Genomic DNA, 19,664 nt, shown 5'->3' with positions numbered 1-19,664 from the left:
GGCGTCATGTCCCGCGCACTGCTCATCATCGACGTGCAGAACGACTTCACCGAGGGCGGCGCGCTCGGCGTCGACGGTGGGGCCGCGGTCGCGGCGGCGATCACCAACCACCTGCGCTCGCACCCCGACCTGTATGACGTGGTGATCGCATCCCGTGACTGGCACGACGAAGACAACGACAACGGGGGCCACTTCGCGAAGCCGGATGCTCAGCCCGATTTCGTCGCGACCTGGCCGGTGCACTGCGTGGCCGGCACCGACGGCGCCGAGTATCACCCGGCCATCGACACGGGCCTCATCGACATTCACGTGCGTAAGGGGCAGGGTGTTCCCGCCTACTCGATCTTCGAGGGGACGACAGACGACGGTCGGCCCCTGCCTGTGGCGCTCGACGCCCTGGGGGTCACCGAGGTCGATGTGGTCGGCATCGCCACCGATTACTGTGTGCGCGCCTCGGCGCTCGACGCGCTCGGCTCGGGTCGTGAGGTGCGGGTGCTGCGCGATCTGGTGGCGGGGGTTGCGGCAGAGTCGAGCGAGGCCGCGCTGCACGAGATCGCGCAGGCGGGTGGCCGCGTCGAGGTGGCGGGTGGCGCGTAACCCCTAGTCGACGGCGACGTCGTCTTTGGGCACCAACAGCTGGTGCTGTGCCAGATCGCGGTAGAGCGGAACATCGCGCACGAGTTCGGCGTGCGTGCCGGTGCCGATGACCTGGCCCTGGTCCAGCACGACGATCTGGTCGCTGTCGACGACGGTCGACAGACGGTGGGCGATCACGATGAGGGTGCGGTTTTCGGCCACCGCGTCGATGGCGTCGCGCATGAGCTGTTCATTCACGCCGTCGAGCGACGACGTCGACTCGTCGAGCAGCAGAATCGGGGGAGCCGCGAGCAACGCTCGAGCGATTGCGAGGCGCTGACGCTCGCCGCCCGACAGCATGACGCCGTCCTCCCCGACCTGCGCGTCGAGGCCGGCGTCGGTGCGGTCGAGCACTGTGCCGAGGTTGACGCGACGCAGCACCTCGATGCACTGCTCGTCGCTCGCGCCGGGCGTGCCGAGCAGCAGGTTGTCGCGCAGGGTGCCGGCGAGCACGGGAGCGTCCTGCTCGACGTAGCCGATGCGGCTGCGCAGTTCGGTGCGGTCGAGTGCACGAATGTCGACCCCGGCCATGCGGATCACGCCCTCGGTGGGGTCGTAGAAGCGCTCGATGAGCGCCAGCACGGTCGACTTGCCCGCGCCGCTCGGGCCGACGAGCGCCGTGCGCGAGCCCTGCGGCACGGCGAATGAGACCCCGCGTAGCACGGTGGTGTCGCGCGGCTGGTCGCCCACGACTTCGGCGATCGCCTTCTCGGCGTCGGTCTTGTGCGCCGCCTCGGGGTAGCGGAAGTGCACGTCGTGGAAGGCGATTGCCGCATCCTCGTCCGTCGCGGGGGCGGGGGTGAGGTGGGCGTCGCCCTCCTCTTCGCTCGGCAGCGCGATGATCTCCTGGATTCGCCCGAGTGCGCCGAGCGCGCTGTTGACGCTCGTGACGGCACCGAAAGCCTGGCCGAGTGGCCCGATCATCAAGAACAAGAACAGGATGAACGCCACGAGGTCCGCGATTCCGATCGCCCCCGAGGCCACGCGGAACCCGCCGACCCCCAGCACGACGAGGAACGAGATTTGCAGCGCGATGGAGGAGATGGGCACGACGAGGGCCGAGATCTTCGCGACGGTGATTCCTTGCCGCCACGCGCCCCGAGCATCCTCGTCGACCGTCGCGATCTCGCGATCGGTCGCGTTGGCGGCGCGCACCGTGCGCACCGACGAGATGGCCCGCTCGACGGCGGCCGTGAGGTCGCCCACCTTCTCTTGCGCCTTTCGGCTCGCGACGCGGATGCGCAGCGACAGCAGCACAACGGTCACCACCGACACCGTGATGACGAGCAGCGTGAGACCGAGCAACAGCGGGTCGATGACGAGCATGGCGATGAGCGCGCCGACGAAGATCAGGCTGCCGCCGATCGCTTCGACGAGCCCCTGCGTGAGCACGGCGCGCAGCAGCGTCGTGTCGCTGCCGACGCGGCTGACGAGGTCACCTGTGCGGCGCTGGTCGAACTCGCTGATCGGCAGGTGCAGCATGCGCCGCACGAGCGCCCGCCGGCTCGACAGCACGACGCCCTCACCCGTGCGCTGCAGCAGGTAGTGGCCGAAGCCGCTCAACAGCCCGCTCGCGACGACCAGGGCAACCAGGATGATCACGAGGCTGCCGAGGGGTTCGGCCGCCTCGACGCGCGTGATGACCTGGCTGACCAGCAGAGGCTGGGCCAACGACGCGGCGGCTCCGAGCACCGAGATCACGATGACCCACGACAGCACCGTCTTGTGCTCGAACAGGTAGGGCAGCAGCTGTCGGAAGCTAGCGCGCGGGCCGTCATCGGGTGACCGGCCGAACCCGCGGCGTGCGCGGGCGGAGGAGGCGGTGCTCATGACCCCATCCTGCCCGAGCCCGGCTTGGGGCTGGCCGGAGGTCGTTTACGGCCGAACGGGTCTATGCTCAACTCTCGTGCCAGCGCCCGTCATCACCGCATCGTCGCTCGTCAAGAAATACGACGACTTCACCGCCGTCGCCGGCATCGACTTCGAGGTGGCACCGGGCGAGTCGTTCGGGCTGCTCGGGCCCAACGGTGCCGGCAAGTCGACGACGATGCGCATGATCGGCGCGGTGTCGACCCGCACGGGCGGCGAGCTGTCGATCCTGGGGCTCGACCCGAACCTGCACGGTCCGGATATTCGTTCGCAGCTGGGCGTCGTGCCGCAGCAAGACAACCTCGACCTCGACCTGCGGGTGCGCGACAACCTGCTCGTCTACGGCCGCTACTTCGGCCTTCCGCGCCGGGTCATCGCCGAACGCGCCGACGAGTTGCTGGAATTCGCCCAGCTCGCCGATCGCAAGACGGCGAAGGTCGACGAGCTGTCCGGCGGAATGAAGCGGCGCCTGACGATCGCACGCGCCCTCATCAATGACCCGCGCATCCTGCTGCTCGACGAGCCGACGACGGGCCTCGACCCGCAGGCCCGGCACATTCTGTGGGATCGCCTGTTCCGCCTGAAAGAGCGCGGCACGACCCTCGTGCTCACCACCCACTACATGGACGAGGCCGAGCAGCTCTGCGACCGCCTCGTCGTCGTCGACAAGGGCCAGATCATGGCGGAGGGGTCGCCGGCAGCGCTCATTCGCGAGTACTCGAGCCGCGAAGTGCTGGAGGTGCGGTTTGGCAGCGACAAGAACTCCGAGGCCGCCGAGCGCGTCGCCGGCATCGGCGAGCGCATCGAGGTGCTGCCCGATCGACTGCTGATCTACAGCGACAACGGAGAGGCCGAGCTCGAAAAGATCACGAAGCTCGGACTGCACCCCATCACGTCGCTCGTCCGCCGCTCCTCGCTGGAAGACGTCTTCCTGCGTCTCACCGGGCGGAGCCTCATCGAATGACGGCAACTGTCCCCGAATCGGCCCGTGCATCCGGGCCGGATAATGAGGATGCGCGGCGCGCGCTCGCCGCGGGCGTCGCGCCTCGCAGATACGGCGCCCTGTACATCGTTGAGCACCGCATCCGTGCTCTGCGCGGCTACGCGAGCTCGGCGATCCTCACGAGCCTCGGCAACCCGATCGTGTACCTGTTCGCGCTCGGGGTGGGTCTCGCCAGCCTCGTGCCCGAGGGCATCGGTGGCGTGAGCTACCTTGAGTTCGTCGCCCCGGCGCTGCTGTGCGCGGCCGCCATGACGGTGGCCGCGAACGAGACGACGTACCCGATCGTCGCCGGCTTCAAGTGGAACCCCATCTTCTACGGGATGAACGCCTCGCCGATCGTGGGAGCCCAGATCGTGCAGGGCATCATGATCTTCCTGGCCTTGCGGATGACCTTCGCCGTCGGCGTCTACTACGCCGTGATCCTTGCCTTCGGTGCGGTGCCCAGCGTGTGGGGCATCGTGACGGTGCCCATCGCGGTGCTGACCGGCATGGCGATCGGCCTGCTCATCTCGTCGTACGCGTCGACGCTGAAGGATGAGCGCGGGCAGCTCGCCATGGTGATGCGCTTCGGGTTCACCCCGATGTTCCTCTTCTCGGGCACGTTCTTCCCGCTTGAGCAGCTGCCCATCTACCTGCAGCCGATCGGCTGGGTGTCGCCGCTCTGGCACGGAGTCGAGCTGGGTCGCCTCGCCGCCTACGGCCACGAGATCGCGCCGTGGCTCGTCGCCGTGCACATCGGCTATCTCGTTTCACTCGTCGTGATCGGCCTCTGGTCGACCAGCCGTACCGTGACGAGGAGGCTCGCCGGATGACCGCTCTCGCCGGCCGCACCCGCGGGCTCTACGCGGGCAACACCCGTGCCGTCGTCGCGCGCGGGCTCTTGGCGACGAAGAGCAACAACTGGCTCATCATCGTCTCAGGCTTCTTCGAACCGGTCTTCTACCTGCTGTCGCTCGGCATCGGATTTGGCGCGATCGTCGGCACGGTCCAGACATCGACGGGCGCCGAGGTGCCGTACGCCGCGTTCATCGCGCCGGCACTGCTCGCTGTTTCGGCCATGAACGGTGCGGTGTACGACTCGACCTGGAACGTGTTCTTCAAGCTGCACTACGCGAAGCTTTACCAGGGCATGCTCACCACGACGCTGGGGCCGCTCGATGTCGCGCTCGGCGAGATCATGCTCGCGCTCTTGCGCGGCGCCCTCTACGCCTCCGGCTTCATGATCATCATGCAGGTGCTGGGGCTCAACCTGTCGTGGACGGCGATCCTGGCGCTGCCCGCCGTTCTCATCATCGCTTTCGGGTTCGCGAGCCTCGGCATGGCGATCACGAGCTACCTGAAGACCTTCCAGCAGATGGACTGGGTCAACTTCGTGATGCTGCCGATGTTCTTGTTCTCGGCCACCTTCTACCCGATCAGTGTCTACCCGGAGGCGATCCAGTGGATCATCCAGGCGCTGCCGCTGTGGCACGGCGTCGAGCTGATCCGGGGCTTCACCACCGGATCACTCGACGCCATGGTGTGGGTGCACCTCGGCTACTTCGGGGTGATGATCGCGCTGGGGATCGTCGTCACGACGCGCCGCCTACGCGCCCTGTTCCTGAAGTAGCCGAGGTGCGCGTCCCGGTTAGGGCCGCGAGGTGAACACGGTCGCGTTGCCCGGCAGCACGTACACCGTGCTCGCCTGGCCGCTGTAGAAGCGGTCGGCGGTGTCCCAGTTACCGTTCGAATTCGTGAACGTGAATCCGAACGATGATGGGGCGTTCTGCACGGTGATGGTCCACCAGTGGCGGCCGTTGATGAAGCCCTCGTACTGCATCGGGAACGTGCCTGAGATGCCATTCCACGTGTGGAGTGAGTAGCTCTGCGCTGACTGCCATTCGGCGAACTTCACGGTGACGGAACCCGAGTTCGCTGGCGGTTGCCCTGTGCCGCTCGGCGTTGCCGCGTACTGTTTCGTCACCTCATTGAAGGTGATCGTGTACGTCGTGTTCGCCTGCACGGGGATGTTGCCCCCGTTCTGTACCGCTGTGCCGCTGGCAGACGTGCCTCCGTAGTTGAGGTTCCAGTTGCCGAACACGTCGAACTTGAAGCCCTGGCCGCTCCCTGCCCCGAACGACACGTTCGACGCGGTCCACACGTCGCCCGACTTGGTCATCGGCGTCGACAGTCCCCAGCCGTTGTGGGTTCCGCGCACGTATACGCTCGGCCATGCGCTGCCAGCCGGTCGGAACCGGTCGATGAGCTGTGCGTAGCGGAAGGCCCCGGTTCCCGAGGCGACCTGGTTGACGCGCAGGACGGTCATGCCCGAGTACGAGTGGTTGCTGAACGCGTCGTTGACGTTGTCCCATCCGAAGTTGGTCGTGGCACCGCCGGCGAGCGCGTTTTCCCCCTTGATGTCGACACCCTGTCGGGCGGCCTCATCGGCGACCCAGCCGACCAGGGTCTTGGCCTGCGACCACTGCGGCGCGAAGTTCTCGTTGCCGAGCTCGAGGCAGGTGAAGTGCAGCACGATGTCGCGCCCGGAGCTGTCGAACCGCGTGGCGAGGCTCACGATGTTTTGGTATCCGCGACCCGTCGCCGGCGAGAAGATGTCGACGCTCGTCTGGATGAGCCCGGCGGCGACCTCCGCCGCGCGCGGCACGGGGCCGCCCATGGCCCAGTGAATCCCGGGGATCTTGTAACCGATCTTCGCGTTCGGGAAGGCGCTTCCGAGCTGGGTGATCACGGTGCCCAGCATCAGCTCGCCGTGCGCGACAAGCGAGCCGTTGTACCAGTCGATGAAGTCGCGACCGTACTGCGTGAAGCGGTAGTCGCCGGACGAGAAGAAGAAGCCAGCGTTGCTGGGCGGCTGAATCTGGGAGGCACTGGTCAGGCTGGTGCCCCAGGCGGCGTTGATCGCGGCGAGAGACCCGTACTTGGCGACCATCGCATCCTGCAGACTCTTGATTGCCAGCGGCGAGTACGCCTGAAGCGCACCGCGCGTGGGGTAGCCGGTTCCCGAGTCGTGGCTGTTGTACGACGGGTAGCGCAGTTCGCCTGCCGGCCCGAGCGAAACGTTGATCTCTTGCATGCGGGTCGCGTATTGCGTGCCGTAGCGGGCAACGAAGGCCGCCGTGAAGTCGGCGTACTCGTTCGTCACGAGCGGTGTCGCCCAGCCCTGAACGGTTTCCCGCGAGAAGTTGCCCTGCTCGCTGCGGTGCCGCAGGCCGTTGCCGTCGAGGGTGACGCCGTTCAGTGTCGCGCCCGTGTACTTGCCCCAGAGCCAGTTCGGCAGCGGAATGTCGCACGTGTCGCCGACGTTTCCGCCGCACTGGTGGAACGAGAAGATCGGCACGATGTCGAGGCCGGCGTTGGTGATCGTGGCGAACAGCTGGTCGTAGTACCCCCAACTGAACTGGTTGTCTCCGTTCGCCTCGACGAGCCCCCACCACACGTCGACGCTGACGGCATCCACGCCGTACGCCTTCACGGCGTTGAGGTCGTTCGTGAAGGCTCCCCAGTTGTCGACGATGAGGGGCGCCATGACGTTGGCGGTGAACTCCGACGAGGTGTTCGCCTGGGCGACGGGCGCCGGTGTTGGTGCGGCGACGAGGCCGGTGATCAGAGCAAACCCGAGGAGGAGCCCCCCGAGTCGCCGAACGGGTGATGGAATGCGCATTCGCTGTCTCCTGCGCCGGCGGGTGCGACGTCATCGTCGCTGTGGAGCCCCCGGTCTGCAGTGAGTATGACCCGCGCGATTACGGGTCTGCAATCGGTTCCACAAGTTTCCGACGGGATGCGTGAAATCCCAGTTCGTTGCACATTTCGCCCGGGAAATCAGGCCGTCGCATTCAGGAACAGAACGTGCGTTCCACCTCTGCGAGCATCCCTCGATGAGCGCGCATTCGGTATGCGACTGTCCCCGACACGGGGGTGTTGCCGTCACTCCTGGGCGGGCGTACGGTGGCGGCATCCCAACTGGGGGGTTGGGTTCACACACGATCGGGGGGTCGCCGTGATGCTGTCACGTACGCTGTGGGTCACTCTGGCGCTTGCGCTCATCACACCGTTGGCCGTCATCGCGCCGGCGCCCGCGCAGGGCGAGCTCGAGACCTTGGCCATCGCGGCGCCGAAGGGCGCGTCTGCCACACTCATCTCGGCCACGACCTCGAGGTGCCCCGCGGCGATTCGAGGCTCGACACCGAAGGCGCCCGGGAAGGTGTCGCCACAGGGCGTCACGGGGACGACGACGGCGGACCTTCAGTCGTTCGCCACGCGCATGAACCAGATCCGTGTGGCCAACTGCCTGCCGCCAATCCCCTTCCGTAATGTGCGCTACGAATCGTGCATGGAGCGCCGCTTGTTCTGGATGGCGGAGGACCCGAGCACGAATCCGATGAGCGCGTGGGGGCACCGCGGTCAGGCCAAGCGCAGCGACGGTGTGCCGGACGTGGGATGCGACGGCAACCTGTCAGGCGGCAGTGCCAACACCGGGGCAACGGCGGCCGAGAAGTGGTGGGCATCGACCGGCCACCGAGCATCGCTCTACCGACCCAGCACGAAGACGAGCATGGCCAACACCTGCATCCTGTTCGCCATGACGCACGGCGGCGTGCCGAACGAGCCATACAGCTTCACGAGGGCAGCAGCCCGCTGGGTGCGCTGCCCGTAGGGGGCTGCCCCCAGGGTCGCTAGCCGCGGATCTCGGCGAGCAGCCGGGCGGTCGCGAGCGCGGCCTCGGCTGCCTCGGCGCCCTTGTCCTCCTTGGACCCCGGAAGACCGGCACGGTCGATGCCCTGCTGTTCGTCGTCAAGGGTGAGCACGCCGAAACCGACCGGCTTGCCGGTGTCGAGCGCGACCCGCGTGAGCCCATCGGTCGCGGCAGCCGACACGTACTCGAAGTGGGGAGTTCCGCCGCGAATGATCACGCCGAGGGCGACCACAGCATCCGCGCCCGCGTCAAGCGCCGCCTTCGCGGCGACCGGCAGCTCGAACGAACCGGGAACCCGGTACTCGACTATCGTCGCGCCCGACGCCTCCAGGGCGCGGCGCGCGCCGGCGATCAGACCGTCGCTGATCTCGGTGTGCCAGAGGCCGGCAACGATCGCGACCGTGAGACCGGTGCCGTCGATGGAGAGGGTGGGGCTTCCGTGGCCGCTCATGCGGTGCGTCCTTCCAGGGTGGTGAAAACGGGGGCGGAGGTGATCGAGTCGGGCAGTTGGTGGCCCATGCGGTCGCGCTTGGCGTTGAGGTAGCCCTCGTTGTCGGCGCCCACGCCGACGACGAGCGGCACGAGGCCGGTGACCTCGATGCCGTACTGGGTGAGCTGTCGCATCTTCTCGGGGTTGTTCGACAGCAGCCGCACTTTCGTCACGCCCAGGTCGCGCAGCATGTCGCTGGCGGCCTGGTAGTCGCGGGCGTCGGCGGGCAGGCCGAGCGCGAGGTTGGCGTCCAGGGTGTCGTAGCCGTCCTCCTGCAGACGGTAGGCCTTCAGCTTGTTGATGAGGCCGATGCCGCGCCCCTCGTGCCCGCGCATGTACAGGACGGCGCCGCCTTGACGGTGGATGACGTCCAGCGCCGCATCGAGCTGGGGGCCGCACTCGCACTTCAGCGAGCCGAAGGCCTCGCCCGTCAGGCACTCTGAGTGGACGCGCACGATCATGTCGTCGCGGGGCATGCCGCTCACGATCGCCACGTGGTCGGCGCCGGTTTTGCGGTCGCGGTAGGCCCTCATCGAAAAGGGGCCGTGATTCGTGGGCACCGTCGTCGCCACCTCGAAGCGCACCGAGCTGCCCTCGTCGATCGGCGTGACGTCCTCGATGTCGTCGTTTGGTGCCCCCGATTCGAGGTAGTCGATGAGGTCGGCGATGGTGACGACGACGACACCTTCGGCTTGACCGAAGGCGATCATCTCGGGCAGGCGCATCATGTCGCCGTCGTCGCTGACGAGCTCACCGATCGCGGCAACCTCGCTCAGCCCGGCCAGACGCATGAGTTCGACGGCCGCCTCGGTGTGACCAGGGCGCTGACGCACCCCGCCGTCGACGGCGCGCAGGGGAAGGATGTGACCCGGGCGGATCACGCTCGACGGCGTCGCCTCGGGGTTCGCGAGCACCCGCAGCGTGTGGGCGCGGTCGCGCGCGCTGATGCCCGTGGTCACGCCCGACGCCGCGTCGACCGTGACGGTGTAGGCGGTGCGCAGCGAGTCCTCGTTGCGCTTCACCATGAGCGGCAGCTCAAGTCGGTCGGCGATCGCGTTCGTCATCGGCGCGCACAGGAAGCCGCTGGTGTGCCGAATGGTCCACGCGATCCACTCGGGGGTGGCGAGCTCGGCCGAGATGATGACGTCGCCCTCGTTTTCGCGGCTCTCGTCGTCGGCGACGAGCACGGGACGCCCCGCGCGCAGTTCAGCCAGGGCCTGGGGGATGCTCGCGATGCTCATGCCTCGCTCCTTCCGTATGCGACGGCGTCGCCGACGCTCTCGCCGAACCCGAACCGCGCAAGACGCGCGACGTGCCGGGCGAGGATGTCCGTCTCGATGTTCACGAGCTCGCCGACCTGGCGAGCCCCGAGGGTTGTCCGCACGAGGGTCTCGGGAATCAGCGAGACCTCGAACCAGTCATCACCGGCAGCGCTCACGGTCAGCGAGACACCGTCGATCGCAATCGACCCCTTGTCGACGACGAGGGGGGCGTGGGCGGCGTCGAGGCTGAAGCGCAGCACCCGCCAGGTGCCCTCGTCGCGCACGTCGACGACCCGACACGTGCCATCGATGTGCCCCTGCACGATGTGCCCGCCGAGGCGGTCGCCCACGGCGGCGGCGCGCTCGAGGTTGACGGTGCGGCCGACCGCCCACTGGTCGGGGTTCGACATGGCGAGCGTTTGGCCCATGACGTCGGCGCTGAAGTGTTCGGGGTCGAGCTCGACGGCGGTGAGGCACACGCCCGACACGCTGATCGAGTCGCCGCTCTTCGCGTCGCTGACGGCCAGCGGGCCCCGCACGGTGATGCGCGCCGAGCCGTCGTCGCCGTGGGTGAGCGCGACGATCTCGCCCAGCTCTTCGATGATTCCCGTGAACATGGGTTACTGCTCCTTCGCGGGGCGGGCCACGACGAGGATGTCGTCGCCCAGGGTCTCAATTCGGTGGATGCTCAGCTGACGCGCATCCCGGATCGTTCCGATTCCGAGGTCGCCGATTGCCGTCTTCGGCCCGCCGAGCAGCATGGGCGCGAGGTAGACGAGGTACTCGTCGACGAGCCCGGACTGGATGAAGGCGCTCGCGAGCGTCGGGCCGCCCTCGACGTAGAGGCGGCGGATGCCGCGCGCGTGCAGCTCAGCGAGGGCGCGAGGAAGGTCGCGGTGGCCGAGCTCAATGAGCCCCGCCGGGTGCTGGCGCAGGTTCGCGCCCTCGGGCACGGGGCGCTCGCCGAAGACGACCGGGATCGGCTGCGTTGGCAGGAGCTCGCCGCCGTCGCCGCGTGCGGTCAGGCTCGGGTCGTCGGCGAGCACCGTGCCGGTGCCGACCGCGATGGCGTCGTGGGCGGCGCGCTGCTCGTGCACGCGCTGGCGAGAGGCGGCGCCGGTGATCCACTGACTGGTGCCGTCAGTTGCGGCGGCGCGACCGTCGAGGGTCGAGCCCCACTTCACGGTGACGAACGGGCGACCCAGGCGAACGCTCGTGAGCCAGGGGCGCAAGAACTCTTCGGCCTCGTCGGCCAGCACCCCGCCCGTGACCTCGACGCCGGCCGCGCGGAGGCGCTCGGCGCCGCCGCCCGCCACCTCACCGGGGTCGGCAATCGCGTAGACGACGCGGGCGACTCCGGCATCGATGAGGGCCTGGGCGCACGGTCCGGTGCGGCCCGTGTGATTGCACGGCTCGAGCGTCACAACAGCGGTGAGGCCCGCCGGGTCGGTGACGCGCGAGAGGGCGTCGACCTCGGCGTGCGGGGTGCCGGCGCCGCGGTGCCAGCCTTCCGCGACCTGCGCGCCGCGTGCATCCAGCAGAACGCAGCCGACCTGCGGGTTGACGCCGACCGCGGGGCCGCGTGACGCGATCGCGAGCGCGCGACGCATCGCCGCCTCGATGGCGGCGTCGCTGGCGCGGTGCGCGGTGTCGGTCATCCCGGGGCCTTCGGTGTCGGGCGCATCCGGGGTCGCGAGCGCAGACAGGCATGCCTGCTGCACGCGCGCTCCTCCCATCCGGACTGTCACCGTCGGTGCCGGAATTTCACCGGCTCAACCGCCACCTCACACCCGAATGGATGCGCGGTGCCGGGTCGCGGACTCTCACCGCCGGCTAGGAATTACACCTACCCCGGAGCACGTTCTTACGTATCAGCGTAGTCAACAGTCTGCGCGCTGGGTTATTCCCGCACGGTGGCTGGGAACTCGTCGGGCCTCTCGAGCAGCTCTTTCGCGCTCGCATCGTCGACGATCAGGTCGGTGATGAGGCCGGCGCGCAGTGCACCGTGCAGTGCGGGCAGCTTCGATGCGTCGGCAATCACACAGATGCGGCGGGGGATGCGGCGCAACGTGTCAAAGTCGGGCCCCGTCGCGCGGCGATTCAGATCGATGTTGTCTGACGACCCATCGGGGCGAAAGAACACCGTGGCAACATCGCCAATGACGCCCTGCTTCTCGAGCAGCCGGTAGTCGGCCTCGTCGAGATACCCGCCGATGTAGACGTGGCTCGGAATGTTGGCGAACGGCGAGCCGATGCCAAACAGGGCGATGTCGAGGTGCGACTGCATTTCGAGCACGCGCTTGGTCGAGCGTTCGCGCCAGAGGGCCTCGCGCGTCGCGGCCGAATCGAAGAACGCCGGCACGGGAAACTGCTGAAGCCGCGCCGAGTAGGCCTCCGAGAAGCGGCGCAGAATTTCGCTGGCGTAGTCGATGCCCGTGGTGTGCGGGTTTCCCGCGCCGTTCAGCTGAACGATGTCGCTGTTGTGGGTCTCTTTCGGCACGATGTGGCGGCTGATGGCGCCCATCGTCGACCCCCACGCGACCCCCAACGCCATGTTCGAATCGAAGACAGTGCTGAGAAAACGTGCAGCGTACGCCGCAACTGTCTCTTGACGGTCGGCGCCAGTGACACTAGACGGCATCGACACCACGCGTGCAGTGAGACCGAACCTTCTGCCGAGTTCTTCCTCGTCTCTGGCGGTCAATTCGGCGAGCGAGCGCACTCGAATATCGACCAGTCCCACCTCGCGCGCATAAGAAAGTAGGCGGGAAACAGAGGACCGAGAGGTGCCAAGGTCTCGCGCGATGGCATCCATCGTCCAGTCCTGCAGGTAGTAGAGGTGGGCGGCCCGGACAGCGGCGCGAGCGCGTGCGCTGGCTCCCGTCATGGAGTTCACTCAGCCACCTTTCAGTTGCACATTTGTGCAGTTGGGTTGGTATCGAGTCTGCGGCCTGATGAGCATTGATGCAAGGCACTCGTGCCGTCTCCTCTCCACACGCAGATTCGAGGTCGATCCGCATGCCGACGCCGACGTCGTCACCCCGCGCAGCAGTTGCCGCTCTCCGCGAGCGGCCCACCGCCGACGTGCTCATCATCGGGGGAGGGATCAACGGCATCGCGACGTTCCGCGACCTCGCCCTGCAGGGCATCGACGTCGTGCTCGTCGAGCGTGACGACTACGTCTCGGGTGCGTCCGCCGCCTCGTCGCACATGGTGCACGGCGGCATCCGCTACCTCGAGAACGGCGAGTTCCGTCTCGTTCAGGAGTCGGTGCACGAACGCAATGCGCTGTTGCGCCTCGCGCCGCACTACGTGCGTCCGCTGCCGACCACCATCCCGATCTTTTCGACGTTCTCGAGCATCGTCTCCGCGCCGTTCCGCTTCCTCGGTTGGAAGGGCGGCGCCAAGAAGGAGCGTGGGGCGGCTCTCATCAAGGTCGGCCTCACGATCTACGACACGTTCTCTCGCGACGGCGGCCGGGTGCCCCGGCACCAGTTCCGCGGCGCCAAGGCGTCGAAAGAGCTGCTGCCGAAGCTGCGCGACGACGTGAAGTACACGGCGACCTACTACGACGCCTCCATGCACGACCCGGAGCGGCTGGCGCTGGATGTCCTGAACGACGGGCTCGCGGCCGGCGACAACGCCCGCGCGGCCAACTACGTCGAAGCGGTCGACATGACGAGCGAGGGCGTGCGGCTGCGCGACGTCACCACCGGAGACGAGTTCGACCTCAAGGCGACCCTCGTGGTGAACGCGTCGGGGCCGTGGACCGACCTCACGAACAAGGCGCTCGGTAACGACAGCGCCTACATGGGCGGAACCAAGGGCTCGCACATCGTGCTCGATCACCCAGAGTTGCTGGAGGCCTGCAACGGCCGCGAGATCTTCTTCGAGTTCACCGACGGCCGCATCGTGCTGATCTACCCGCTGAAGGGCCGCGTGCTGCTCGGCACGACCGACCTCGCGCACGACATGAACGAGCCGATTCGCTGCACCGAGGAAGAGGTCGACTACTTCTTCGACCTCGTGAAGCACGTCTTCCCCTCCATCGAGGTCGACCGCTCGCAAATCGTGTTCCGCTTCTCGGGTGTGCGCCCGCTGCCGCGCCAAGACGCCGACTCCACCGGTCAGATCTCACGCGACTACCGCGTCGAGAAGGGCGAACTGCACGGCACGCCCGTGCTGAGCCTCGTCGGCGGCAAGTGGACCACCTTCCGCGCCCTCGGTGAACAGCTCAGCAACCAGGTGCTCGAGGTGCTCGGAGTCGACCGGGTCGTGTCGACCGACGGCCGCCTCATCGGTGGCGCCGTCGGCTACCCGACGACCGACGCCGACCGTGACAGCTGGTTGGCGACCCACGGGGCCGTCATCGGGCGCGAGCGCGCCGCCACGCTGCTCGACCGGTACGGCACGAGTGCCGAGGCCATGATCGCGAGCTTCGCCACGGGCGACGACACCCCACTCGTCTCCGCCCCCGAATACACCCGCGCAGAAATCGCGCACCTGATCGAGACCGAGCAGGTGGTGCGACTCACCGACATCGTGCTGCGCCGCACCTCGATGGCGTTCGTCGGCGCGGTCACCGGCGAGGTGTTGAGCGAACTCGCCGACATCGCCAGCGATGTGCTCGGGTGGAGTGCCGACGAGCGGCGCGATCAGATCGCGTCCGCCGCCGACTACCTGGCCGACGTGCACGGTGTGCACACGTCGGTCGAAACGGCAGGAGCGAAATGAGCGCTCACCCGAATCGGATGCTCGCGGCGCGCCGCGAGCATCCCCCGCGCTCCCGAGGCTGCGCTGGCGCAGCAGCGGGGCGGTGCGTCAGAAGGAACTGACAGCCGCGCCCTCGCCAGACGGACAGGGTCTGGAGAGGTTCACCCCCAACACACGATGAGGACAGGTCAACGTGGACAATCTCTTAACAGTATTCGTGTCAGAAATCGTCGGTACGGCGATGCTGCTTCTGCTCGGTGGCGGTGTCGTCGCCAACGTGATCCTTGCGAAGAACAAAGGCTTCGGCGGCGGCTTCCTGATGATCAACTTCGGCTGGGGCCTCGCGGTCTTCGCCGGTGTTACCGTCGCCTACGCCTCCGGCGCCCACCTGAACCCGGCCGTCACCATCGGTCTGGTGACGAGCGGCCTCACCGAGTTCGCACCCGGCGTCGCCGTGAGTGTCTCCTCGGTGCTGCTGTACTGGGCCGCCCAGCTGATCGGTGCCTTCATCGGTGCGGTCATCGTCTTCCTCGCCTACAAGAAGCACTTCGATGAGGAGCCCGACGCGGGCACCAAGCTCGCCGTCTTCTCGACCGGCCCGGCGATCCGCAGCTACGGCTGGAACACCTTCACCGAGATCGTCGGCACGTTCGTGCTGGTGTTCGTCGTCATCGGCTTCGGCCGTGCAGAACCGGCCGGTCTCGCCGCGCTCGGCGCCCTGCCCGTGGCCCTGCTCGTTGTCGGTATCGGTGCGTCCCTCGGTGGCCCGACCGGGTACGCCATCAACCCAGCACGTGACCTCGGCCCCCGCATCGCGCACGCGCTGCTGCCCATCAAGGGCAAGGGCTCGAGCGACTGGGGCTACTCGTGGGTGCCGGTCGTCGGCCCGCTCATCGGTGGCGCCATCGCCGGTGTCGCCGCGACGGCGCTGCTGCCGGTCCTGTAACAGACGGGGCGCGCATCCAACCACCAGGGGATGCGCGCCCGCACCCCCCTCGGACCGGCGCGTCGTCGGTCACCCCGCCATGAAGAACGTCAACAAAGGAGTGAACAGTAATGGCTGAGTACGTACTCGCAATCGACCAGGGCACCACATCGACCCGCGCCATCATCTTCGACAAGAAGGGCTCGATCGTCTCGGTCGGGCAGATGGAGCACGAGCAGATCTTCCCGAAGGCCGGCTGGGTCGAGCACGACCCGAAGGAAATCTGGAACAACACCCGCGAGGTCATCGGGTCGGCGCTGTCGAAGGCGAACCTGACCCGGCACGAGATCGCGGCCGTCGGTATCACCAACCAGCGCGAGACCGCTGTGGTGTGGGACAAGAACACCGGTGAGCCCGTCTACAACGCGATCGTGTGGCAGGACACCCGCACGCAGCCGATCGTCGACCGGCTCGCTGCCGACGGCGGAGTCGAGCGCTTCAAGAAGACGGTCGGTCTACCGCTGGCGACCTACTTCTCGGGAACCAAGATCGTCTGGATCCTCGAAAACGTCGAGGGTGCGCGCGAGAAGGCCGAGGCGGGCGACCTGATCTTCGGCACGACCGACACCTGGGTGCTTTGGAACCTCACCGGCGGCACCGACGGCGGCGTGCACGCCACCGACGTGACGAACGCCTCGCGCACCATGTTCATGGACCTCGAGTCGCTGTCGTGGGACCAGTCGATTCTCGACGCGTTCGGCGTTCCGGCGTCGATGATGCCCGAGATCCGTTCCTCCAGCGAGGTCTACGGCCACGTGCACTCGTCGTCGCTGCTGCGTGAGGTGCCGGTGGCCGGCATCCTCGGTGACCAGCAGGCTGCCACCTTCGGCCAGGCCGCGTTCGAGCCGGGCGAGTCGAAGAACACCTACGGCACGGGTAACTTCCTGATCTTCAACACGGGCGAGGAGATCGTCCACTCGAAGAACGGGCTGCTCACCACCCTCGGCTACAAGCTCGGCGACGAGAAGCCGCACTACGCGCTGGAAGGCGCCATCGCGGTGACCGGTTCGCTCGTGCAGTGGGTGCGCGACAACCTCGGCATCATCAAGGACGCCCCCGAGATCGAGGAGCTCGCCAAGACGGTCGACGACAACGGTGGCGCGTACTTCGTGCCGGCGTTCTCGGGTCTGTTCGCCCCCTACTGGCGTTCGGACGCGCGCGGTGCCCTCGTCGGCCTCACGCGCTACGTCAACAAGGGCCACATCGCTCGCGCGGTGCTCGAGGCCACGGCGTTCCAGACGCGTGAGGTGCTCGACGCCGTCAACGCCGACTCGGGTGTTGACCTGACCGAACTGAAGGTCGACGGCGGCATGATCGCGAACAACACGCTCATGCAGTTCCAGGCCGACATTCTCGGTGTGCCCGTCGTGCGCCCCGTCGTCGCCGAGACGACCGCGCTCGGTGCGGCCTACGCCGCGGGTCTGGCCACCGGCGTCTGGGGTTCGCTCGACGAGCTGCGCCAGAACTGGCAGGAGGACTCGCGCTGGACGCCGTCGATGGACGACGCCGAGCGTGACCGCCAGCTGCGCAACTGGAAGAAGGCCGTGACGAAGACCTTCGACTGGGTCGACGACGACGTCAACTAGTCGTCACACGTGACGCTGGCACGTCACATCGCCCCACAGTGGTGGTAGCTGCGGGGCGCGCGGGCGGGGTGCTTCGGCACCCCGCCCGCTGCCGTTTCTGCTCGAACTCGTGCGGGTTCTGCCCGAACTCGTGCCGGTTCTCCCTCAACTCGTGCGGCTTCTGCCTCAACTTGTGCGGGTTCTGCCCGAACTCGTGCGGGTTCTCCCTCAACTCGTGCGGTTTCTGTCTGAACTCGTGCGGGTTTGCGCAGTTCGCGCGTGCGCAAACCCGCACGATGTGCGCGGCCCCGCTCGACGTGGGTCGCGCCGCGGCCCGCCCGAGGTCAGGCGAGCAGCGCGGGTAGCTCGGCGAGCGAGGCGATGCGGGTGACCTCCGGCGGCGCCGTGCCCGCGCACGGCACCGCAGCACCTGGCGCCGTCGCGGGCGCATCGTGCGGACCGGCCTCGACGCTGGGCGCATCGTGCGGGTCGGCCCCGACGCTGAGCGCATCGGCGACGAGCGCGTCGGCGGCGGCCGACGTCAGGTTGCGGTCGGGGCGCGCGAGCCAGACCCCGCGCATCCCCGCTGCCGTCGCCCCGATCGCGTCGGTCGCGAGCCGGTCGCCGACGTACAGGCAGGATGCTGCGCTCACCCCGAACGCGGCGGCCGCCGCCACAAAGATGGCCGGGTCGGGCTTCGTCACCCCGAGCTCGCCCGAGGCCACTAGCCTGCCGCGTCGCTCGGGCTCGTCGACCGAGCCGTCGGCGCGCACGGGAGTGAGATCGAGCCTTTCCCACAGGTGGATGCGGTGCAGCTTGTCGGTCTGAAACGCGAGTTCGCCGTTGGTGATGATGCCGAAGCGCACACCGGGTACGACGGTTTCGAGCGTGTCCAGCACGGGCAGCGCGTCGTCGTACAGGGTCCAGTTGTCGCGGTAGCCGTGCAGGTACTCGGCGAACCAGCGCAGTGCGGCCTCGTCGTCGAGCTCGACGCCGTAGGGCAGCAGCAGGTCGCGCGCGCGCCAGATGCGCTGACCGAGGTAGTCGAGTTCGCCGCGCAGGTAGCGCGCGTAGTGCCGCTCTTCAAGGTGCCGCCAGCGCTGCTGCACGAGCCGCGCGTCAGCCGCAGCGAACGCCGCAAACCCCGAAGCGTCACCACCAGCAGCTCCGGACGCCGCGAGTTGCCCCGCCACAGCCTGCGCCCGCTCGATCGCCAGGTCGACCGCGCGCGAGTGCGCCATAAGCGTGTCGTCGAGGTCGAACAGGACAACCTCGACGGGGGACAGCGACATGCCTTATCCGCGCGGCAGGAAGCCGACCGCGTCGTACACGCGGCGAAGCGTCGCGTCGGCGATCTCTTCCGCCCGCCCGGCGTTGATCGCGAGGAGCCGGTCGAGCTCGGCCGGGTCGTCGAGCAGCTCGAGCGTGCGCTCGCGGATGGGTCGGAACGCCTCAACGACAGCCTCGGCGACGCTGCCCTTCAGCGCCCCGTACTGCAGCCCGTCGAAGTCGCCCTCGACGTCGGCCACGGTCCGACCGGTGACGATCGCGAAGATCGACAGGAGGTTGGATACGCCCGGCTTCGACTCGACGTCGTAGCGCACGACGCCCTCCGAGTCGGTGACGGCCGACTTGATCTTCTTGGTCAGTGCCTTGTCGTCATCCATGAGCCACAGGATGCCCGCGGGGCTCTCGCCCGACTTCGACATCTTCGCCCCCGGGTTCTGCAAGTCGTAGATCTTCGCCGTCTCTTTCAGGATGCGCACCTCGGGCACGACGAGCGTGTCGCCGAACCGCGAGTTGAACCGCCCCGCGAGGTCGCGGGTCAATTCGATGTGCTGGCGCTGGTCTTCGCCGACCGGCACGACGGCGGCGTCGTACAGCAGGATGTCGGCCGCCTGCAGGATCGGGTACGTGAACAGGCCGACCGACGCGGCATCCACGCCACCGCGAGCCGACTTGTCTTTGAACTGCGTCATGCGCGACGCCTCGCCGAAGCCCGTGATGGTGTTCAGCACCCAGGCGAGCTCGGCGTGCGCCCGCACGTGCGACTGCACGAACAGCGTCGAGTGTTCGGGGTCGATGCCCGCGGCAATGTACTGGGCGGCGGTGCGACGGGTGCGCTCGCGCAGCTCGGCCGGGTCTTGCGGCACCGTGATGGCGTGCAGGTCGACGACGCAGAAGACGGCGTCGTGGGTGGCCTGCATCTCGCGCCACTGCAGCAGCGCCCCGGCGTAATTGCCCAGGTGCAGGCTCGACGCGGACGGCTGCATGCCAGAAAACAGGCGCGGAAGACTCATGGTCTCCATTCTTTCAGGTGGATGCTGGGCTCACGTCACCCGACGAAGCGAAGCTTCGTCGGCGCCGGCGTCGCGGGGGGGGGGGGGGCGCACCACACCAACACCCCGCCGGGAAGCAGCCGACCCGAGCCGGGGGGGGGCGACCCCG

At 67.9% G+C, this 19,664-nt stretch carries 17 protein-coding genes and 1 riboswitch; of the genes, 8 read left to right on the top strand and 9 right to left on the bottom strand.

Annotated elements, in window-relative coordinates; translation table 11 throughout:
• The first annotated feature begins 6 nt into the window (after window positions 1-6).
• Window positions 7-597, top strand: coding sequence for an isochorismatase family protein (locus ACK4SC_RS10695; protein ID WP_409617815.1), 591 nt, complete (start codon window positions 7-9; stop codon window positions 595-597).
• Window positions 598-600: 3 nt separating this feature from the next.
• On the opposite strand, the gene ACK4SC_RS10690 is transcribed toward ACK4SC_RS10695, so the two are convergent.
• Window positions 601-2,466 carry an ABC transporter ATP-binding protein gene (locus ACK4SC_RS10690; protein WP_409617813.1) on the bottom strand — a complete coding sequence of 622 codons (1,866 nt, stop codon included), beginning with the start codon at window positions 2,464-2,466 and terminating at the stop codon, window positions 601-603.
• A gap of 76 nt (window positions 2,467-2,542) precedes the next feature.
• On the opposite strand from ACK4SC_RS10690, the gene ACK4SC_RS10685 reads away from it, so the two are divergent.
• Genes ACK4SC_RS10685 through ACK4SC_RS10675 form a run of 3 tightly spaced genes read left to right on the top strand, consistent with a single transcriptional unit; the run spans window position 2,543 to window position 5,117 of the window.
• Window positions 2,543-3,469 carry an ABC transporter ATP-binding protein gene (locus ACK4SC_RS10685; RefSeq protein ID WP_409617810.1) on the top strand — a complete coding sequence of 309 codons (927 nt, stop codon included), beginning with the start codon at window positions 2,543-2,545 and terminating at the stop codon, window positions 3,467-3,469.
• Complete coding sequence (locus tag ACK4SC_RS10680) at window positions 3,466-4,320, top strand: ABC transporter permease (protein ID WP_409617808.1); 855 nt, start codon at window positions 3,466-3,468, stop codon at window positions 4,318-4,320. Before ACK4SC_RS10685 ends, ACK4SC_RS10680 begins: the two co-directional genes overlap by 4 nt.
• Window positions 4,317-5,117 (top strand): ABC transporter permease, encoded by an 801-nt coding sequence (locus ACK4SC_RS10675; protein ID WP_409617806.1) that lies wholly within the window; start codon window positions 4,317-4,319, stop codon window positions 5,115-5,117. The genes ACK4SC_RS10680 and ACK4SC_RS10675 overlap by 4 nt, the downstream gene beginning before the upstream one ends.
• Window positions 5,118-5,135: 18 nt before the next feature.
• Here ACK4SC_RS10675 and ACK4SC_RS10670 read toward each other — a convergent pair whose 3' ends face one another.
• Window positions 5,136-7,169, bottom strand: coding sequence for a family 14 glycosylhydrolase (locus tag ACK4SC_RS10670; RefSeq protein WP_409617804.1), 2,034 nt, complete (start codon window positions 7,167-7,169; stop codon window positions 5,136-5,138).
• 336 nt (window positions 7,170-7,505) lie between these two features.
• On the opposite strand from ACK4SC_RS10670, the gene ACK4SC_RS10665 reads away from it, so the two are divergent.
• Window positions 7,506-8,162: a hypothetical protein gene (locus ACK4SC_RS10665; RefSeq protein ID WP_409617802.1), complete on the top strand. Its 657-nt coding sequence runs from the start codon at window positions 7,506-7,508 to the stop codon at window positions 8,160-8,162.
• Window positions 8,163-8,181: 19 nt separating this feature from the next.
• On the opposite strand, the gene ribH is transcribed toward ACK4SC_RS10665, so the two are convergent.
• The 5 genes from ribH to ACK4SC_RS10640 all read right to left on the bottom strand — a co-directional run bounded on the left by ribH (window position 8,182) and on the right by ACK4SC_RS10640 (window position 12,840).
• Window positions 8,182-8,652: a 6,7-dimethyl-8-ribityllumazine synthase gene (ribH, locus tag ACK4SC_RS10660; RefSeq protein ID WP_409617800.1), complete on the bottom strand. Its 471-nt coding sequence runs from the start codon at window positions 8,650-8,652 to the stop codon at window positions 8,182-8,184.
• Window positions 8,649-9,932, bottom strand: coding sequence for a GTP cyclohydrolase II (gene ribA / locus ACK4SC_RS10655; RefSeq protein ID WP_409617798.1), 1,284 nt, complete (start codon window positions 9,930-9,932; stop codon window positions 8,649-8,651). The genes ribH and ribA overlap by 4 nt, the downstream gene beginning before the upstream one ends.
• Window positions 9,929-10,570, bottom strand: coding sequence for a riboflavin synthase (locus ACK4SC_RS10650; protein WP_409617796.1), 642 nt, complete (start codon window positions 10,568-10,570; stop codon window positions 9,929-9,931). Before ACK4SC_RS10650 ends, ribA begins: the two co-directional genes overlap by 4 nt.
• A gap of 3 nt (window positions 10,571-10,573) precedes the next feature.
• The gene (gene ribD, locus ACK4SC_RS10645; protein WP_409617923.1) at window positions 10,574-11,611 is read right to left on the bottom strand and encodes a bifunctional diaminohydroxyphosphoribosylaminopyrimidine deaminase/5-amino-6-(5-phosphoribosylamino)uracil reductase RibD; all 1,038 of its coding nucleotides are present in this window, start codon (window positions 11,609-11,611) and stop codon (window positions 10,574-10,576) included.
• Window positions 11,612-11,673: 62 nt separating this feature from the next.
• Window positions 11,674-11,816: riboswitch (FMN riboswitch) on the bottom strand.
• A gap of 37 nt (window positions 11,817-11,853) precedes the next feature.
• Window positions 11,854-12,840 (bottom strand): sugar-binding transcriptional regulator, encoded by a 987-nt coding sequence (locus tag ACK4SC_RS10640; RefSeq protein WP_409617794.1) that lies wholly within the window; start codon window positions 12,838-12,840, stop codon window positions 11,854-11,856.
• 131 nt (window positions 12,841-12,971) lie between these two features.
• Between ACK4SC_RS10640 and ACK4SC_RS10635 the strand changes: the two genes are divergently transcribed.
• The 3 genes from ACK4SC_RS10635 (at window position 12,972) to glpK (ending at window position 17,237) form a co-directional block, all read left to right on the top strand.
• On the top strand, window positions 12,972-14,687 hold the full coding sequence (locus tag ACK4SC_RS10635; protein ID WP_409617792.1) for a glycerol-3-phosphate dehydrogenase/oxidase: 1,716 nt from the start codon (window positions 12,972-12,974) through the stop codon (window positions 14,685-14,687).
• A 220-nt stretch (window positions 14,688-14,907) separates the two neighbouring features.
• Window positions 14,908-15,612: an MIP/aquaporin family protein gene (locus ACK4SC_RS10630; RefSeq protein ID WP_409617921.1), complete on the top strand. Its 705-nt coding sequence runs from the start codon at window positions 14,908-14,910 to the stop codon at window positions 15,610-15,612.
• Window positions 15,613-15,722: 110 nt separating this feature from the next.
• Complete coding sequence (gene glpK, locus ACK4SC_RS10625) at window positions 15,723-17,237, top strand: glycerol kinase GlpK (RefSeq protein WP_409617790.1); 1,515 nt, start codon at window positions 15,723-15,725, stop codon at window positions 17,235-17,237.
• Between the two features lie 323 nt (window positions 17,238-17,560).
• On the opposite strand, the gene ACK4SC_RS10620 is transcribed toward glpK, so the two are convergent.
• Window positions 17,561-18,508: an HAD family hydrolase gene (locus ACK4SC_RS10620; protein WP_409617788.1), complete on the bottom strand. Its 948-nt coding sequence runs from the start codon at window positions 18,506-18,508 to the stop codon at window positions 17,561-17,563.
• Window positions 18,509-18,511: 3 nt separating this feature from the next.
• Entirely contained in the window at window positions 18,512-19,516 is a 1,005-nt protein-coding gene (gene trpS / locus ACK4SC_RS10615; protein WP_409617786.1) for a tryptophan--tRNA ligase, read from the bottom strand.
• Between the last annotated feature and the right edge of the window lie 148 nt (window positions 19,517-19,664).

Source organism: Microcella sp. (assembly GCF_046293215.1).
Lineage (GTDB): Bacteria > Actinomycetota > Actinomycetes > Actinomycetales > Microbacteriaceae > Microcella.
Note: the sequence above shows the minus strand (reverse complement) of the source record. Positions and strands in the feature narration are given on the sequence as shown.